Raw genomic sequence first — 14,455 nt, forward strand, 5'->3', positions numbered from 1 at the left:
AGCAATGCTGCTGTCTGCAGTGTGACCTCTCGGTGACGGTGGCCCGTCCGGGACTATTTACGGCAGAAGAGCCTGCAACACCGGTATCGCGGCGACCATCTCCGCGGTCAGGTGTTCGTGCACGAGTCCTGTCGGTCGTCGTGGTGGCCCGCATTCGATGGTCTCGTCTGGTGTGGCGATGTAGTCGACGCTGAAGTCGTGTTCGGTTTCGGGTAGGTCTTCGTCGATGACGTGGAGTTGGTGCACGGTGGTCACGATCGTGGTTGTCGGTTTGATCAGTCCGGCTTCGGTGAGTAGGGCGACTTCGATGTCGGAGTAGCTCGCGTCTTTGCCGATGCGGGTGCCGTGGTGGTTGACGGCGACGGAGCCGCAGACGGTGAAGTCCACCGGTTGCATCTCGTCCAGGCTGACTGAGGGTGCCAGCAGTTTGGCTTGTTTGCTGTCGACCGCGGCGGGGTTCATTGTCGCCGGGTCGAGCGCGTAGAACGGCTTGATGGTGGCGATCTTGGGGACCGCCATGTAGACGAACTTGTGCTGTGCGAGTGCGAGCTGTCGCACGGGGAGTTGGGCGCGGTCGGGGTTGGCCTTGAGCACCCGGGCGTGCTGCCAGCTCTTCAGGCTCGTCAGACGGTTGGCCCGGCGAACGTCTCCTACGTTTGCGACGTGACCGACCGGATCGTCCGTCGTCTGGCTACGCAAGGTGACAGCCAGGCGGATATCCTCTATGGCTACACGTCCTCCGGTGACAGTGCCGAGTACGCCATGGCAGGAGACAAGAGGTTGCTTACCCGCAGTATCAGCCTCCCTGGTGGCGTCCTGCACACCTGGAAGCCGGTAGCCGCGGAGCAGTCTTTCGACCACCCGACCGTCCGCGGTGATCTCTGTCTGATCACGAACACCACTGGAACCCAGGTCGGGGCCCTGCGCACTTACGGCCCGTACGGCGAGCCGGGCATCTTCAACACCGACAACGACGGTTTGCCGGACAACCAGCCCGGTCACATGGACTACGGCTGGCTCGGTCAACACCAACGCCCCCACGAACACGCGGGTGCCCTGTCCATCGTCCAGATGGGCGCCCGCCCCTACAGCCCCGCCCTCGGCCGCTTCCTCACAGTCGACCCCGTCGAAGGCGGCAGCGCCAACGACTACGACTACGTCGCTGCTGACCCCGTCAACTCAACCGACCTCGACGGCAAATGGCCCTCCTGTGGTTGGTGCAGGAAAGCATGGAACGGTGCCAAGAACCTCGGAAGGAAAGCTGTCAAAAACTGGAAGGGAATCGCAACTGGCCTTGCCACAGTAGGATGTGTCGTAGTCAGTGCGGGTGTATGTCTCGCTGGGGGACTGGCGGTCTGGGGTGTCACTACCTTGTCGAATGCGGGATGGAACGTAAGAAATATCAACTGGCGGTCCGCTGGGACTGATCTGGGAATTACGCTCGCGGGTGGTTTCGCTGGCCGATCCTTCGCCCAGGCGTGGCGAGCCAGGAACGTGGTCCAGCGACCGGCCTGGGGTGCTGTAGCAGGTCGCAGTAGTGGTAGGCACCGTGCTCCGATTGATTGGCGGGCCTCGGCAAGGAACTGGGGGATGAACGCGTTGATCGGTGGCTGGGGTCTCTGGGCCTCGCAGAAAAAAACGTGGCTGTAGTGTCTTCCAATATGGGTGATCGAGTCGGTGCCGCAATAGTTTTGCGGCACCGACTCGACTATTACTTCGGTTGGTTTGCGTCGGGAGGGATTGTGGCGATCGTCATTGTTGCGACTGTCCGCACGCCTCCACCGTTGGGCCTCGATGTTTGGATCAATCAAACTGTATTTCTCGTTGCCGCCTGGGTTGGGTGGCTTGTCAGTGCGCACCCGAAGATCGTGCTGGCCCCTGCGCGACTGACGGTAGTAAATTGGTTTGTTCGGCATGAAATTCCGTGGCCAGACATTGAGTCTCGGGGTGTCGACGGCGGGGATGTTCGGATCAGGCTCCGTGATGGCCGTTGTATCCGGCCCGCAACTGGTGGGCAGTCGCTTGCCGGTATCATGCGTGGGCACAGGTATGAACGTGACCTGCACGCGAGGGTCGAGGCATGGCGGGCGAATGCGCAGACGTCTGCTCCGCTGCCTTCTCGCTCAAGGCTGGATGTGAAACCAGTTGCCTTTTTGATCGCTGTGGTTGTTCTTCTAGTCTTCGACTGGCTTATTTCTTGAGGTGGCTGGTTTGGAAAGAAAAAGACTGTTGCGCTGTTGATTTCCATGGCGAGGTCCTGTCACCCACTTCGCCTGGGACGGTGCCGATCGGAACATCGCAGACCTTCGACCACCCCACCGTCCGCGGTGACCTCTGCCTGACCACGAACACCACTGGAACCCAGGTCGGGGCCCTGCGCACTTACGGCCCCTACGGCGAGCCGGGCATCTTCAACACCGACAACGACGGTTTGCCGGACAACCAGCCCGGTCACATGGACTACGGCTGGCTCGGTCAACACCAACGCCCCTGCACGCACCGGGATCAACTGGGGCTTCAACGCAGCCATCTCTGTTGGCAGCTACTTCGCGTCCAACCGGTGGTTTTCCTGACAGAAGTACACTGACAACCCGATCGACAGGCACCGGAGCCCGAGGAGTGGTATACGGATGGATGAAGTTGTCACAGTCATCCGGCGCCGTGTGGAGCTGGTGGCTGGCTGGCTGGCAACTGCGGGGTTGACGTTGTTCGCCGGGTGGTTGGCGCTGTTTCCAGCCGAGGAAGTCACTTTTTTCTCACTCGCACAAGGCCTTTTCGCCATGTGGCTGGGCATCTGGGTCGTTTGGCTTGCCAGTGCGCACCCCAAGCTCGTTGTCTCGACTCGAGGTCTGGATATCGTCAACTGGGTCTGCCGCTACCGGATTCCGTGGGCGGCCATTCATCGTATCGAGACCACCGACCACATCTCTTTCCGTCTGCTCGACGGCACCACCGTCCTCCCGGCGGTCGCTGCTTGGTCCATCGTTGCCATCAAGCACGGCAACCCCGTCCAACAGGCCATGGCCAATCGAATCGAGCAGATTCGCGCCAACGGCGATCCGGATGACACCGAAGTGACCCGAACACTGGAAATATGCTGGCTTCCCTTTGTGGTCCTTCTGGTGCTTTTGCTCATCCTGGCCTGGTTGTCGACCCATTGAGCAAAGAATCTACATGGGCGAGCATCGGTGAGTATACGGCTCACGCGGTTACCGCAAAGTGTATCGAGGAACGGGAATATCATGACCGACCGACATGGTTGTCCGATCGCCGTCGAACTGCTTCCTCATGGAAAGAAGAAAAATAGTAAGTGGCCCGCCCTCGCCAGGTGAGGGCGGGCCACTTGTACCCGATTCTATGGTTCTTCGTCCACGATTACCGGCCGTGCCGGTTTGTGGTCCGCCGCCGCCCGTTGGGCGGCTTCGCGCATTTCAATCGTGTCCGTGGCCCAGTCGCCGATTTCTCGGGCTACGTCGCGGACGGCGCTGGTGATGATTTGGGCGATGCGGCCGACGTGGGTGGCCGCGGTCTCGGTCATTTCCTGGATGGTGTCTTTGGTGCGCTCGAACTCACTGACCATGGGGCGGTCCCTTCCTCACGCCGCGCGCAGTGCGCGACCGTTGCCGACGGTACCGGCGGGTGGCTGTGCAGGCTTGCCGCGCAGGTTGTCCGGCAGGGCGAGTTTGAAGATCTTCTTCGCGACCGACCGCAGTTGCTTGGTCAGGCCGCCGGTGTTGTAAGGCAGGCCGTACTTGGCGCAGATCGCGCGGACCTCGGGGGCGATCTCCGGGTAGCGGCGCGCGGGGATGTCGGGGAACAGGTGGTGCTCGATCTGGTGCGACAGGTTGCCCGACATGATGTGGAACAGCGGGCTGCCGGAGATGTTCGCCGAGCCGAGCATCTGCCGGTAGTACCACTGGCCGCGGGTCTCGTTCTTCGTTTCTTCCTCGGTGAAGGTCTCCACCCCGTTGGGGAAGTGCCCGCAGAAGATGATGTTGAACGCCCACACGTTGCGGATGAGGTTCGCCGCCGCGTTGCCGACCAGGGTGGAGACGAACTGCGGGCCGGTCAGCGCGGGGAACAGCACGTAGTCCTTGATGACCTGCTTGACGCTCTTGTGCCAGATGCGCCGCCGCACCCCGGCGGTCTCCGACCACTTCTTCTCACCGGACATCAGCCGGTCGACTTCCATGTCGTGCAGCATGACGCCCCACTCGAAAAACAGCATCAGCGCGAACGCGTACGCCGGGTTGCCCAGGTAGTATGGGCGCCACTTCTGCCCCTCGTCCATCCGCAGGACGCCGTAGCCGATGTCGCGGTCCTTGCCGACGATGTTGGTGTAGGTGTGGTGGATGTAGTTGTGCGAGTGCTTCCAGTTCTCCGCGGGCGCCACGTTGTCCCACTCGAACATCTTGGAGTTCATGGCCGGGTCGCGCATCCAGTCGTACTGGCCGTGCATGACGTTGTGGCCGATCTCCATGTTGTCGAGGATCTTCGACAGCGACAGCGCGGTCACGCCCGCGATCCACGCGGGCGGGAAGAACCCGGCGAACAGCAGGCCGCGGCCAGCGACCTCCAGCGCGCGCTGGACCTTGACGATGTCGTAGATGTACTTGCGGTCCGCCTCGCCGAGGTCGTCGAGGACTCGCTGGCGCAGCGCGTCGAGGTCGCGGCCAAGCTCCTCGTACTGCTCGGGGGTCAGGGTGGGGGTGGTGCGGCTCATGCGTTTGCTCCCAGAGGTGTTCACAGGTCGATCGCGACGTCGCCGACCGGCACGGACACGCAGAGTTGGATCTCCACGTCCGGGTCGGTCGACAGTTCGCCGTTGCGCACGTCGCGGGTGCATCCGGCGGTTTTCACGGTGGTGCAGGTGAAGCAGACGCCCATCCGGCAGCCGTTGTCCGGGGTGAGCCCAGCGGCCTCGGCCTGCTCGAGCAGCGTCTGCCCGGAGTTGGGGGCGGCGCGGCCCGCGCGGACGAAGGTGACATCGCCGGTCGCGTCGGCCGCGTCGACGGTGATCGGCGCGGGGGCGAAGTCCTCGGTGTGCAGCCGGTCGAGCAGGCCGAGGTCGGCGAACACCTCGCGCACGCCCGCCATCAGGCCGGGCGGGCCGCACAGGTAGGTGTGCGCCTCGGCGTGCCACGGGGCGGCCTTGCGCAGGTGCGTGTGGTCGAAGAAGCCGCTCAGGTCGCCGTCGTCGGCGTCGGTGTAGGCCAGCAGGAGCCGCAGATTGGGGTGTTTCCCGGTCAGCTCAAGCAGGTCCGCGCGGCAGGGCACGTCGGCCTCGGTGTAGGCGTAGTGCAGGAAGACGACCTCGCCGGTGTGGCCCTCGTCGGCCAGGGTCCGCAGCATCGACAGCACCGGGGTGATGCCGCTGCCGCCGCTGATCAGCAGGACCTTCTCCGGGCGCCGCTCGGGGAGGGTGAACTCGCCTTCGGCCTGCGACAGGTGCAGGATCAGGCCGGGCTTCGCGTTGCGGTGCAGCCACCGCGAGACCAGGCCCTGCTCGTGCGCCTTGATCGTCAGCTCGAACCGGCCCCGGGTGTGCTGCGAGGTCGCGGGGGAGTAGCACCGGGTGCGCCGCACCCCGTCGATGTCGACCGACACGCGCACGTACTGCCCGGCGGTGAAACCCGCCCAGCGGCGGGTCGGGCGGATGGTCAGCGTGACCGTGTCCGCCGTCGTTCGGTGCACACGTGTCACCTCACCGCGCACCCCCCGAATCGTCAGCATCGGGTGCACTAGTTCGAGGTATCGGTCTATCCCGTGTGGCGTAGCCAGGGCTTCCAGCAGGCGCAACCCGGGGAACCGTGGCCTCCGCTTCTTAGCTGCGGTCACCGCGCTCCTCCTGGTTCAGTGAACATGCGTACACTGAAAGTCCAGCGCGGAATCGGCCCGCTGTCAACCCGGGGGGCAGTGAGGTGACAAACAGTGCGAAAAGTTGATGAAAAGAAGAGCGCCAGTACGCTCACCTTTATGACTGGGGACGCGTCCGGGTCGCTGGGCACCCGGCAGGAGCGCAAGCTGCGGACCCGGCAGGCGCTGCTCGACGCCGCCCTGCGACTGCTGGCGGACGGCAGCCTGGCCAGCCTGAGCCTGCGCGAGGTCACCCGCGAGGTCGGCATCGTCCCGACCGCGTTCTACCGCCACTTCGCCTCGATGGACGAGCTTGGCGTCGCCCTAGCCGAGGAAAGTATGCGCACGCTGCGCGCGATGCTGCGCGACGCCCGCCGCAAGCCCACCGACGACGCCATCTCGGGCTCGGTCGCGATCCTGGTCGACCAGGTGCGCAAGCACGAGTCGCACTTCCAGTTCCTGGTGCGCGAGCGCTACGGCGGCGTCGCCGACGTCCGCAGGGCCATCGCCACCGAGTTACGCCTGCTGGGCAGCGAACTGGCCACCGACCTCGCCCGCTTCCCCGGCATGGCCGAGTGGGACCCCGACGACCTGCGGATGGCCGCCGATCTGATGGTCGCCGGGATGCTCTCGATCGTCATGGCACTGCTGGAGGTCGGCCCGCACCCGCAGGGGCTGGCCGAGGTGGTGGACGTGGCCGAACGGCAGCTTCGGCTCATCGCGATCGGCATGGTCCACTGGCACTCGACCCCGCGATAGACCTCACCGCGCGAAATTGGCAACTGTGATCTTGCGCACTTCACCCGCTTAAATGGTACAACTGTACTGTGACCGCCAACACAGTCGTGGGCGTCCCGAGGGAGACCTCCGAGGGCGAGCGGCGGGTCGCCCTCGTGCCGAAGGTGGTCGAGCGGCTGCGCGCCAGGAACCTGTCCGTCGTCGTCGAGCCGGGAGCGGGCGCGGGCGCGCTCATTCCGGACACCGCGTATGTCCACTCCGGAGCGACGCTCGGCGACCCGTGGTCGGCCGACGTCGTGGTCAAAGTCGCGCCGCCATCCCCACCGGAGATCGCCCGGCTGCGGCGGGGCGCGCTCTTCGTCGGCTTCCTCACGCCGCTGACAGACCCGGGGAAAGCCCGCGCGCTCGCCGACGCGGGCGTCACCGGGTTCGCCATGGAGGCCATCCCGCGTATCTCCCGCGCGCAGTCGATGGACGCGCTGTCCTCGCAGGCCACGGTTTCCGGCTACCGCGCCGCCATGGTCGCCGCCGAACTCCTGACCCGGTTCTTCCCCATGCTCACCACCGCCGCTGGCACCGTGCCGCCCGCGAAGGTCCTCGTCCTCGGCGTCGGAGTCGCCGGACTGCAAGCGCTTGCCACCGCCCGCAGGCTCGGCGCCCGCACCACCGGCTACGACGTGCGGCCCGAGGTCGCCGACCAGGTCCGCTCGGTCGGCGCGCAGTGGCTCGACCTCGGTGTCGATGGCATCGAAGCAGCCGGGTCCGGCGGCTACGCCCGCGCCCTCACCGACGCCGAACGCGCCGAGCAGCAACGCCAACTCGGCAAGGCGATCACCGGGTTCGACGCGGTGATCACCACCGCGCTCGTCCCCGGCCGCCGCGCCCCGACCCTGGTGACCGCCGACGCGGTGCGCGGGATGCGCGCGGGCAGTGTCGTGGTCGACCTCGCGGGCGAGGCGGGCGGCAACTGCGAGCTGAGCGAGCCGGGCAAGGTCGTCGTGGCGGAGTCGGTGACGATCAGCGCCCCGCTGAACCTGCCCGCCACCATGCCCGAGCACGCCAGCGAGCTTTACGCGCGCAACGTGCAGGCGGTGCTGGAACTGCTGACCGATCCCGCCGGGGCGCTCGCGGTCGACTTCGGCGACGAGATCGTCGCGGGCGCGTGCGTGACCGGGAAGGAGAGCTAGATGCTGGTCCAGAACCTGGCAGTGCTCGTGCTCGCGGGCTTCGTCGGCTTCGCCGTGATCTCCAAGGTGCCCAACACCTTGCACACCCCGCTGATGTCGGGCACCAACGCCATCCACGGAATCGTGCTGCTGGGCGGGCTCATCGTGGCGGGCCTGGGCGCGCAGAGCGCGCTCGACAAGGTCCTGCTGGTGATCGCCATCACGTTCGGCACGATCAACGTCGTCGGCGGATTCCTGGTGACAGACCGAATGCTGGGGATGTTCAAGGACCGTCCTAATAGGATAAGTCCAGATAGGACGAAGCGATGACCCGCGACGTCCTCATCCAGCTCCTCTACATCGTCGCCTTCGCCCTGTTCATCTACGGCCTGATGGGCCTCACCGGCCCCCGAACGGCGGTGCGCGGCAACTGGATCGCCGCGACCGGCATGGGCGTCGCGGTCGTCGCCACGCTGCTGACCCCCGGCATGGGCAACTGGTGGCTCATCCTGCTCGGCGTCGCGATCGGCACGGCGGCGGGCGTTCCGGCGGCGAAGCGGGTCAAGATGACCGCGATGCCGCAGATGGTGGCGCTGTTCAACGGCGTCGGCGGCGGGGCGGTCGCGCTGATCGCCTGGGTGGAGTTCCGGCAGAGCGCCGGATTCGCCCACGAGCCGACGTATGTCGCGGTCGCGAGCCTGTTCTCCGCGATCGTCGGCTCGGTGTCGTTCTGGGGTTCCCTGGTCGCCTACGGCAAGCTCCAAGAGATTGTGGCGAGCCGCCCTGTCGGCGTCGGGAAGCTCCAGCAGCCGCTGAACTTGGCGCTGTTGCTGGTGTCGGTGGGGTGCGCGGCGGCGGTGGTCGCGGGCGCGGACTCGTCCTGGCTGATCGCCGGGTTGCTGGTTTCCGCGGCGGCGTTGGGCGTGCTGGTCGTGCTGCCCATCGGCGGCGCGGACATGCCCGTGGTGATCTCGCTGCTCAACGCGCTGACCGGCCTGAGCGCCGCCGCGATGGGCCTGGCGCTGGACAACACGGCCCTGATCGTCGCAGGCATGATCGTCGGCGCGTCCGGCACGATCCTGACCAACCTCATGGCCAAGGCCATGAACCGCACCATCCCCGCGATCGTCGCGGGCGGCTTCGGCGGCGGCTCCGGAACCGCGCTGGCGGTCGACGGGGACCGGTCCGTGCGCCGCACCAGCGCCGCCGACGCCGCGATCCAACTGGCGTTCGCCAACCAGGTGATCATCGTGCCCGGCTACGGCATGGCGGTCGCCCAGGCCCAGCACGCCGTCCGGGAGATGGCGGACCTGCTGGAGGACAGGGGAGTCACCGTCTACTACGCCATCCACCCCGTCGCGGGCCGGATGCCCGGCCACATGAACGTCCTGCTCGCCGAGGCCGACGTCCCCTACGAACGGCTCAAAGAGATGGACGACATCAACCGCGAGTTCGCCCGCACCGACGTCGCCATGGTCATCGGAGCCAACGACGTCACCAACCCGGCCGCCCGCACCGACCCCGACTCCCCGATCTACGGGATGCCCATCCTCAACGTGGACGAAAGCCAGTCGGTCATCGTCCTCAAACGCGGCATGGCCACCGGCTTCGCAGGCGTCGACAACGCCCTCTACTTCGCCCCGAAGACCACCATGCTCTTCGGCGACGCGAAGAGTTCGGTCTCCGAGGTGACAGAGGAACTCAAGGCCCTGTAGCCCGCGTACCTTGGTGGCGTGAACTGGACCCTAGAAGTGATCGTCGTGCCGGTCTCGGACGTCGACCGCGCCAAGGCCTTCTACGCCGACCGACTGGGCTTCACCGTCGACCACGACACCCGCGTCGGCGACGTGGTCATCGTGCAGCTCACCCCACCGGGCTCGGGCTGCTCGATCGTCATCGGCAAGGGCGTCGGGAAGATGGCCCCAGGTTCGCTGAGCGGCTTGCAGCTGGTGGTCAACGACGTCCGCGCCGCCCGCACCCAACTCCTGGAACGCGGGGTAGCCGTCGGCGAGGTCCTGTTCGCCAGCCACGAGGGCTTCCGCCCCGCCCGCGAAGACGACGACCTGAACAACACCGGCTTCATCTTCTTCGACGACCCCGACGGCAACGGCTGGGCAGTCCAGCAAATCACCTCCCGCCCCTAGGCCGCGCCCGATTCGCGGGTTTCATGATCGTTCCGGGGTTTCATGATCGCGAGTTATCCACAGCCGCGCCGCCGCCTCTTCCTCCCGCTGACCTGCGGCGATAGACTGGAGCGGGGTCAGCCCCCAGGGTGGGTGGGGTTTTGTTGTGGGGCTGTGGGGCGGCAAAAAGGGCGAAATCGGGTCTTTGTGAATCTGGTTGGGGCGTGTCCGCTGTCAGCCTTCTCGCCTACCGGGGACGCGCGGTGTTCGGATGGGGAACAGCCCCTGTGGATCGAGCGCGAACCGACTTCGACCGAACCCTGATCCCAAGGGCGGGACCCGTCGCGGGGGCCGCGGGGTGGCTACGCCCATCTTCGCCCACGGTGTTCATTCCTCGCCCGAGATGACACTTGGCGGTAGTACTCCCTCCCTCGTCCGGGTGACACTGGCGCTATGAGTAGCGAACCGGTCCAGGTCGACGCCGATGACCTCGGTCTCTTCGGCCCGGATTCGGTCACCTGGCAGGTGCACGCCGACCCGGCCATGTGGTTCGGCGGCATCCGCAGCCTCTACTTGCAAGCCCTTCATCCCCGCGCGGTCGCGGCCATCGCCCAGAACTCGGACTTTCGGGCCGATCCGCTCGGCAGGCTGGTCAGGACCGCGAACTTCGTCGGCATCAGCACCTACGGCACAGTCGCCGACGCCCACAAGGCCGCCGCGCGGGTAAGACGGGTCCACCGGTCCTTGCGGGCGCACGACCGCGACACCGGTGAGGTCTTCCGCATCGATGACCCTGACCTGCTGCTCTGGGTCCACTGCGCGGAGGTCGCGTCGTTCCTGTCCGCTGTCTGCCGGGCCGGATTCCCGTTGACCCAAGCCCACGCCGACCGCTACTTCCGCGAGCAGCGCACCAGCGCCGCCTTGGTCGGGCTCTCGCCGGAGGGCGTCCCGGGGTCGGTCGCGGAGATGACCGCTTACCTGCGTCAGGTCTATCCCACCCTGCGCCGGACAGCGGACGCCGACGTGATCTACGACTTCCTGCACCGCCCGCCCGTGTCCGGGTTGCTGGCCGTGGGCGCGCGCCTCTACGAGCCGACAGTCGGGCACCTGTCCTACTCGCTGCTGCCCGCGTGGGCGCGGCGCCTCTACGGTCGCCGCGCCTATCCCGCGCCGGTGACCACGGCGGCGGTCAGGGCGTTCCGCTCGGCCGCCCTGCGGGTGCCGGGCGGTTTCCGGATCGCGCGCGGTGTCGAGCCCGCGCCGGTCGCGGCCGTGCGGCGGCTCGGCGCGTGGGCCGCGCCGTCCGCCGCACGACTGCCGGGGGTCAGCCCCGGTGGGCTTCCTGAAACTTGATCACCAGCGCCTGCGGGATGCGGCCGCGCTCGGCGACGGCCTCGCCCTGGTTGCGGGCCCACTCCCGGATCGCCTGGTTGTCGGCCCGGTCGTTCGCCGCGCCGTTGCGCGCCGCCCCGACGCCGACCTTCTTGCGGCCACCGGACCGGCGCGCGCGGCCGATGAACTCGGCCAGCGACCCGCGCAGCCGGGCGGCGTTCTCGCTCGACAGATCGATCAGGAAGTCCACGCCGTCGAGGGCGAAGGCGACGGTCTCGTCAGCCTGCCCACCGTCGAGGTCGTCGACGAGCTCGACAACGGTCTTCTGCGCCACGGTTTCCTCCGCGTGATGAGAGTGGTTTCCTGCTCGGGTCCGACGCATTGGCGAACGGTGTCCCGGCCTCGGCCGGGTATTTCCGAACCGATCGAGACGAAGCGTATCGGCATCGCCTCGCCGATCCCGCGAGGCGGTCCGGTGTGGCGCGGACCCGATATTCCGACATAGTAGGACCCAGGTCACGCCCTAGCGAGAATGCGACGGCTTCGGGGTGCCCTCCGGCGCGTCATCCGGGGTGTGCTTGATCCTGTATCCGCAGGTCAGCGGCTTCTGGCGGAATCTTGGTGCATTTCCATGGTGTGCCTTCCCCGTTAAATTGCCCACTCGGCTTCCTAAGCCGGACAGTAGTCGCGCCGTCGATGTGAGAGCGAGTCGCGTCCTTGTCCGGATATAACCCGTTGTACGGAATCCGCCTTGTCGCTCAGACCGCCCATAACGTTACGGTGTGCGGCATGACTGTCGATCTCTCCGCCTTCCCGCGCGTCCCGCTCGGCCATTGGCCGACCCCGCTCGACGACTGCCCCCGACTGGGCGCCGCGCTGGGCGGAATCCGCGTGCTGGTCAAGCGCGACGACGTCAGCGGCCTGGGCGTCGGCGGCAACAAGCTGCGCAAACTGGAGCCGCTGCTGGGCGCGGCGCTCGCCGACGGGGCCGACACCGTGATCACCTTCGGCGCGGTGCAGACCAACCACGGCAGGCAGACAGCCGCCGCCTGCGCCCGACTGGGCCTGCGGTGTGAGCTGATCCTCACCCGCGAAGTCGCTCGAACGAGTGACGCTTACCAGCGCTCCGGAAACCTGGCCCTCGACCACCTCTATGGCGCGACCGTCCACCTGTGCGACGACGACCGGCAAGCCGAGGACGCCTACCGGCGCGCGGTAGACAGCGCCGCCGCCGAAGGGCGGAAGGCCGTGACGTTGCCGGTCGGCGGCTCCAACGCCCTGGGCGTCCTGGGCTACGTCGCCGCCACCGCCGAGATGTTCACCCAATTGGACGGTCTGCGGATCACCCCGGACCGGATCGTGGTCCCCGTCGGCAGCGCGGGCACGGCGGCGGGCGTCGCTCTCGGCGTCGCGCTCCTGGACCGGCCCACCCGGGTGGACGGGGCCTGCGTGTCGCACACCGCGGCCGAGTCGCTGGCCGATATCCGCCGCCTCGCCGCCGAGTCCGCCGCGCTCCTGGGCCGGGACACGCCAGCGCTCACCCACGTGCGCACCGATGACCGCGCCGTCGGCCCCGGCTACGGCGTGCCCACCGCCGCGCTCTGGGACGCGGTGCGCCTGTTCGCCCGCACCGAGGGGATCACCCTCGACCCGGTCTACACCGGCAAGGCCGCCGCCTGTCTGGTGGACATGGCCAGGACCGGCGAGATCACCGCAGGCGAGACAGTCGTGTTCCTGCACACCGGCGGCCTGCCCGGCCTGTTCGCCTACGCCCCGGACTTCCCCGCCGAGGCCGAGCGCTGATCAGCCCGCCGGGGAAAGCTGCAACGCCCGCCCCGCGATCCGCTTCAACGCCTCGTCGTCCGGCCGGGACGAGCCGTCCAGCCACACCGCCTGGACGAGCTTCACGCTGTTGCCCTCACGCCCGCTGACATATGCCGCGGACTCGAACTTCGGTTTCCGGTCGCCAGGCCACGGCACGCCCTCGGCGGCCTGGTCGACGATCCCGCCGCTGCCCGGCTTGTCGGCGACAGCGCGCAACTCCGTCGCCAACGAGCTACCGGTGAACCGCAGCACCGCCACCAGCACCGCGGCCTGACGCCCGCCGTCGGCGACCTCGAACCGGGCCCGGATCAGCCGCGCGCAGCCGTTCTTCTCCAGCCAGGCGCGCACGTCGCCGAACGCGTGCGTGGCGCAGTCCGGGTGCTCGGCGGCCCCCTTGGGCGTGAACGTGGTTCCCTCGATCGGGATCTCGGCGGTCCGGGTGCTCGACGGGCCGGGCGACTGCGCCTGCGGGTCGCCTGCCGAGTTGACCGCCACCACGATGCCGGTGATCAGCAGCACGGCCACCAGCGCCGCGGCGACGATCGGCAGCCATTTCAGCTTGCCCGAGGCTTTCCGCGGCACGGGCGGGACATGCGAGCCGCCGGTGATCCGGGGGATGACGGTCGTGCTCTCGGCAGCGGCGGCGGCGGAGAACCCGTCCGGGAAGCCCTCGGCGAGCAGTTCGGTCTCGTCCACCACCAGGCCCGGGTGCAGCGCGGCCAAGATCCGCCGCAACTCGCCCACCGGGCAGGCGCGGCCGTGGGTGGCCAACTCACGCGCGGCGGTCAGCAGCGTCATCGGCTCCGGGTGCAGGATGCGGACGCCGCGCACCAAGTCGGCGCTGGGCTGCGAGACCTGTGACACATAAGGCCCCACCGCCACCACCGTGCCGACCGGCAGCGGCTCGACCCGCTCTGCCGCCAGCCGCTCGGCGACCGCGGCGCTGGCCGCCAGCGCGTCCACCGCGGGGTTCACCGGCCCGCCGCTGCTCACCAGCGGCCAGCCGTCGGTCTTCCACTGCTCCGACAGCGGCGCGTCCAGGCGCATCGCCGGGTCCGGCAGGTCGACGCAGACGACGACGAGAATCCCGCGCGGCAGCACGAGGACCGCGTCGAGAACCTGGGGACAGCCCGGCGGCCGGACACCGAGCAGGGCGACCCCGCCCGCCACGGTGTCCCCGCGTCCCCAGGAAACCAGGGCGGCCCGCAGATCCTTGCCCACCGCAGCGGTCGTGTCATCGACCCGGACCACCCGCACCACGCACCTCCACCCGACTCACGGCCGGACCTCGAAGGACCCGGCCGTCGGGTACCACGCTATCGGCATGGATCTCCACCGGCCCCGCTGACCTCGCACGGCGTGTCCGAAGATCGAATTCGTGACCACAATGAGGGTCCCCCGTTAGAGGGGTGCCAC

General features: G+C 67.7%; 16 protein-coding genes and 1 pseudogene. 11 read left to right on the plus strand and 6 right to left on the minus strand.

The window, feature by feature from the left end:
* Nucleotides 1–57 precede the first annotated feature (57 nt).
* Nucleotides 58–1,026, minus strand: a complete 969-nt coding sequence (locus BLS56_RS08035) for a 5-formyltetrahydrofolate cyclo-ligase (RefSeq protein WP_228771475.1) — start codon at nucleotides 1,024–1,026, stop codon at nucleotides 58–60.
* Between BLS56_RS08035 and BLS56_RS32150 the strand changes: the two genes are divergently transcribed.
* The 4 genes and pseudogenes from BLS56_RS32150 to BLS56_RS08055 all read left to right on the plus strand — a co-directional run bounded on the left by BLS56_RS32150 (nucleotide 1,003) and on the right by BLS56_RS08055 (nucleotide 3,161).
* Nucleotides 1,003–1,650 (plus strand): RHS repeat-associated core domain-containing protein, encoded by a 648-nt coding sequence (locus BLS56_RS32150; protein ID WP_228771476.1) that lies wholly within the window; start codon nucleotides 1,003–1,005, stop codon nucleotides 1,648–1,650. The genes BLS56_RS08035 and BLS56_RS32150 overlap by 24 nt on opposite strands.
* Before the next feature lie 11 nt (nucleotides 1,651–1,661).
* Nucleotides 1,662–1,979: pseudogene (locus BLS56_RS32995) on the plus strand (PH domain-containing protein); the annotation flags it as partial.
* 101 nt (nucleotides 1,980–2,080) lie between these two features.
* Nucleotides 2,081–2,587: a hypothetical protein gene (locus BLS56_RS32155; protein WP_228771477.1), complete on the plus strand. Its 507-nt coding sequence runs from the start codon at nucleotides 2,081–2,083 to the stop codon at nucleotides 2,585–2,587.
* A gap of 43 nt (nucleotides 2,588–2,630) precedes the next feature.
* Nucleotides 2,631–3,161, plus strand: coding sequence for a PH domain-containing protein (locus tag BLS56_RS08055; RefSeq protein WP_091449345.1), 531 nt, complete (start codon nucleotides 2,631–2,633; stop codon nucleotides 3,159–3,161).
* A 194-nt stretch (nucleotides 3,162–3,355) separates the two neighbouring features.
* On the opposite strand, the gene BLS56_RS08060 is transcribed toward BLS56_RS08055, so the two are convergent.
* From BLS56_RS08060 to BLS56_RS08070, 3 genes are read right to left on the minus strand one after another with little or no spacing between them, the layout of a single operon-like run.
* The gene (locus BLS56_RS08060) at nucleotides 3,356–3,580 is read right to left on the minus strand and encodes a hypothetical protein (RefSeq protein WP_091449346.1); all 225 of its coding nucleotides are present in this window, start codon (nucleotides 3,578–3,580) and stop codon (nucleotides 3,356–3,358) included.
* A gap of 15 nt (nucleotides 3,581–3,595) precedes the next feature.
* Nucleotides 3,596–4,723 carry a fatty acid desaturase family protein gene (locus BLS56_RS08065; RefSeq protein WP_091449347.1) on the minus strand — a complete coding sequence of 376 codons (1,128 nt, stop codon included), beginning with the start codon at nucleotides 4,721–4,723 and terminating at the stop codon, nucleotides 3,596–3,598.
* Between the two features lie 20 nt (nucleotides 4,724–4,743).
* Complete coding sequence (locus BLS56_RS08070) at nucleotides 4,744–5,838, minus strand: ferredoxin reductase (protein ID WP_324187503.1); 1,095 nt, start codon at nucleotides 5,836–5,838, stop codon at nucleotides 4,744–4,746.
* A gap of 138 nt (nucleotides 5,839–5,976) precedes the next feature.
* On the opposite strand from BLS56_RS08070, the gene BLS56_RS08075 reads away from it, so the two are divergent.
* The 6 genes from BLS56_RS08075 (at nucleotide 5,977) to BLS56_RS08100 (ending at nucleotide 11,236) form a co-directional block, all read left to right on the plus strand.
* Nucleotides 5,977–6,615, plus strand: coding sequence for a TetR family transcriptional regulator (locus BLS56_RS08075; protein WP_091449348.1), 639 nt, complete (start codon nucleotides 5,977–5,979; stop codon nucleotides 6,613–6,615).
* A 68-nt stretch (nucleotides 6,616–6,683) separates the two neighbouring features.
* The gene (locus BLS56_RS08080; protein WP_091449349.1) at nucleotides 6,684–7,781 is read left to right on the plus strand and encodes an NAD(P) transhydrogenase subunit alpha; all 1,098 of its coding nucleotides are present in this window, start codon (nucleotides 6,684–6,686) and stop codon (nucleotides 7,779–7,781) included.
* Nucleotides 7,782–8,090: an NAD(P) transhydrogenase subunit alpha gene (locus BLS56_RS08085; RefSeq protein WP_091449350.1), complete on the plus strand. Its 309-nt coding sequence runs from the start codon at nucleotides 7,782–7,784 to the stop codon at nucleotides 8,088–8,090.
* Entirely contained in the window at nucleotides 8,087–9,475 is a 1,389-nt protein-coding gene (locus BLS56_RS08090; RefSeq protein ID WP_091449351.1) for an NAD(P)(+) transhydrogenase (Re/Si-specific) subunit beta, read from the plus strand. The genes BLS56_RS08085 and BLS56_RS08090 overlap by 4 nt, the downstream gene beginning before the upstream one ends.
* An 18-nt stretch (nucleotides 9,476–9,493) precedes the next feature.
* The gene (locus BLS56_RS08095; RefSeq protein ID WP_091449352.1) at nucleotides 9,494–9,904 is read left to right on the plus strand and encodes a glyoxalase superfamily protein; all 411 of its coding nucleotides are present in this window, start codon (nucleotides 9,494–9,496) and stop codon (nucleotides 9,902–9,904) included.
* 432 nt (nucleotides 9,905–10,336) lie between these two features.
* Nucleotides 10,337–11,236, plus strand: a complete 900-nt coding sequence (locus BLS56_RS08100; protein WP_091449353.1) for an oxygenase MpaB family protein — start codon at nucleotides 10,337–10,339, stop codon at nucleotides 11,234–11,236.
* Here the strand turns inward: BLS56_RS08100 and BLS56_RS08105 are convergent.
* Nucleotides 11,208–11,549 carry a histone-like nucleoid-structuring protein Lsr2 gene (locus BLS56_RS08105; protein WP_091449354.1) on the minus strand — a complete coding sequence of 114 codons (342 nt, stop codon included), beginning with the start codon at nucleotides 11,547–11,549 and terminating at the stop codon, nucleotides 11,208–11,210. The genes BLS56_RS08100 and BLS56_RS08105 overlap by 29 nt on opposite strands.
* A 455-nt stretch (nucleotides 11,550–12,004) precedes the next feature.
* On the opposite strand from BLS56_RS08105, the gene BLS56_RS08110 reads away from it, so the two are divergent.
* Nucleotides 12,005–13,018, plus strand: coding sequence for a 1-aminocyclopropane-1-carboxylate deaminase/D-cysteine desulfhydrase (locus BLS56_RS08110; RefSeq protein WP_091449355.1), 1,014 nt, complete (start codon nucleotides 12,005–12,007; stop codon nucleotides 13,016–13,018).
* On the opposite strand, the gene BLS56_RS08115 is transcribed toward BLS56_RS08110, so the two are convergent.
* Nucleotides 13,019–14,296, minus strand: a complete 1,278-nt coding sequence (locus tag BLS56_RS08115; protein WP_091449659.1) for a hypothetical protein — start codon at nucleotides 14,294–14,296, stop codon at nucleotides 13,019–13,021.
* Between the last annotated feature and the right edge of the window lie 159 nt (nucleotides 14,297–14,455).

Source organism: Actinokineospora iranica, from assembly GCF_900101685.1.
GTDB classification, from domain to species: Bacteria; Actinomycetota; Actinomycetes; order Mycobacteriales; family Pseudonocardiaceae; genus Actinokineospora; species Actinokineospora iranica.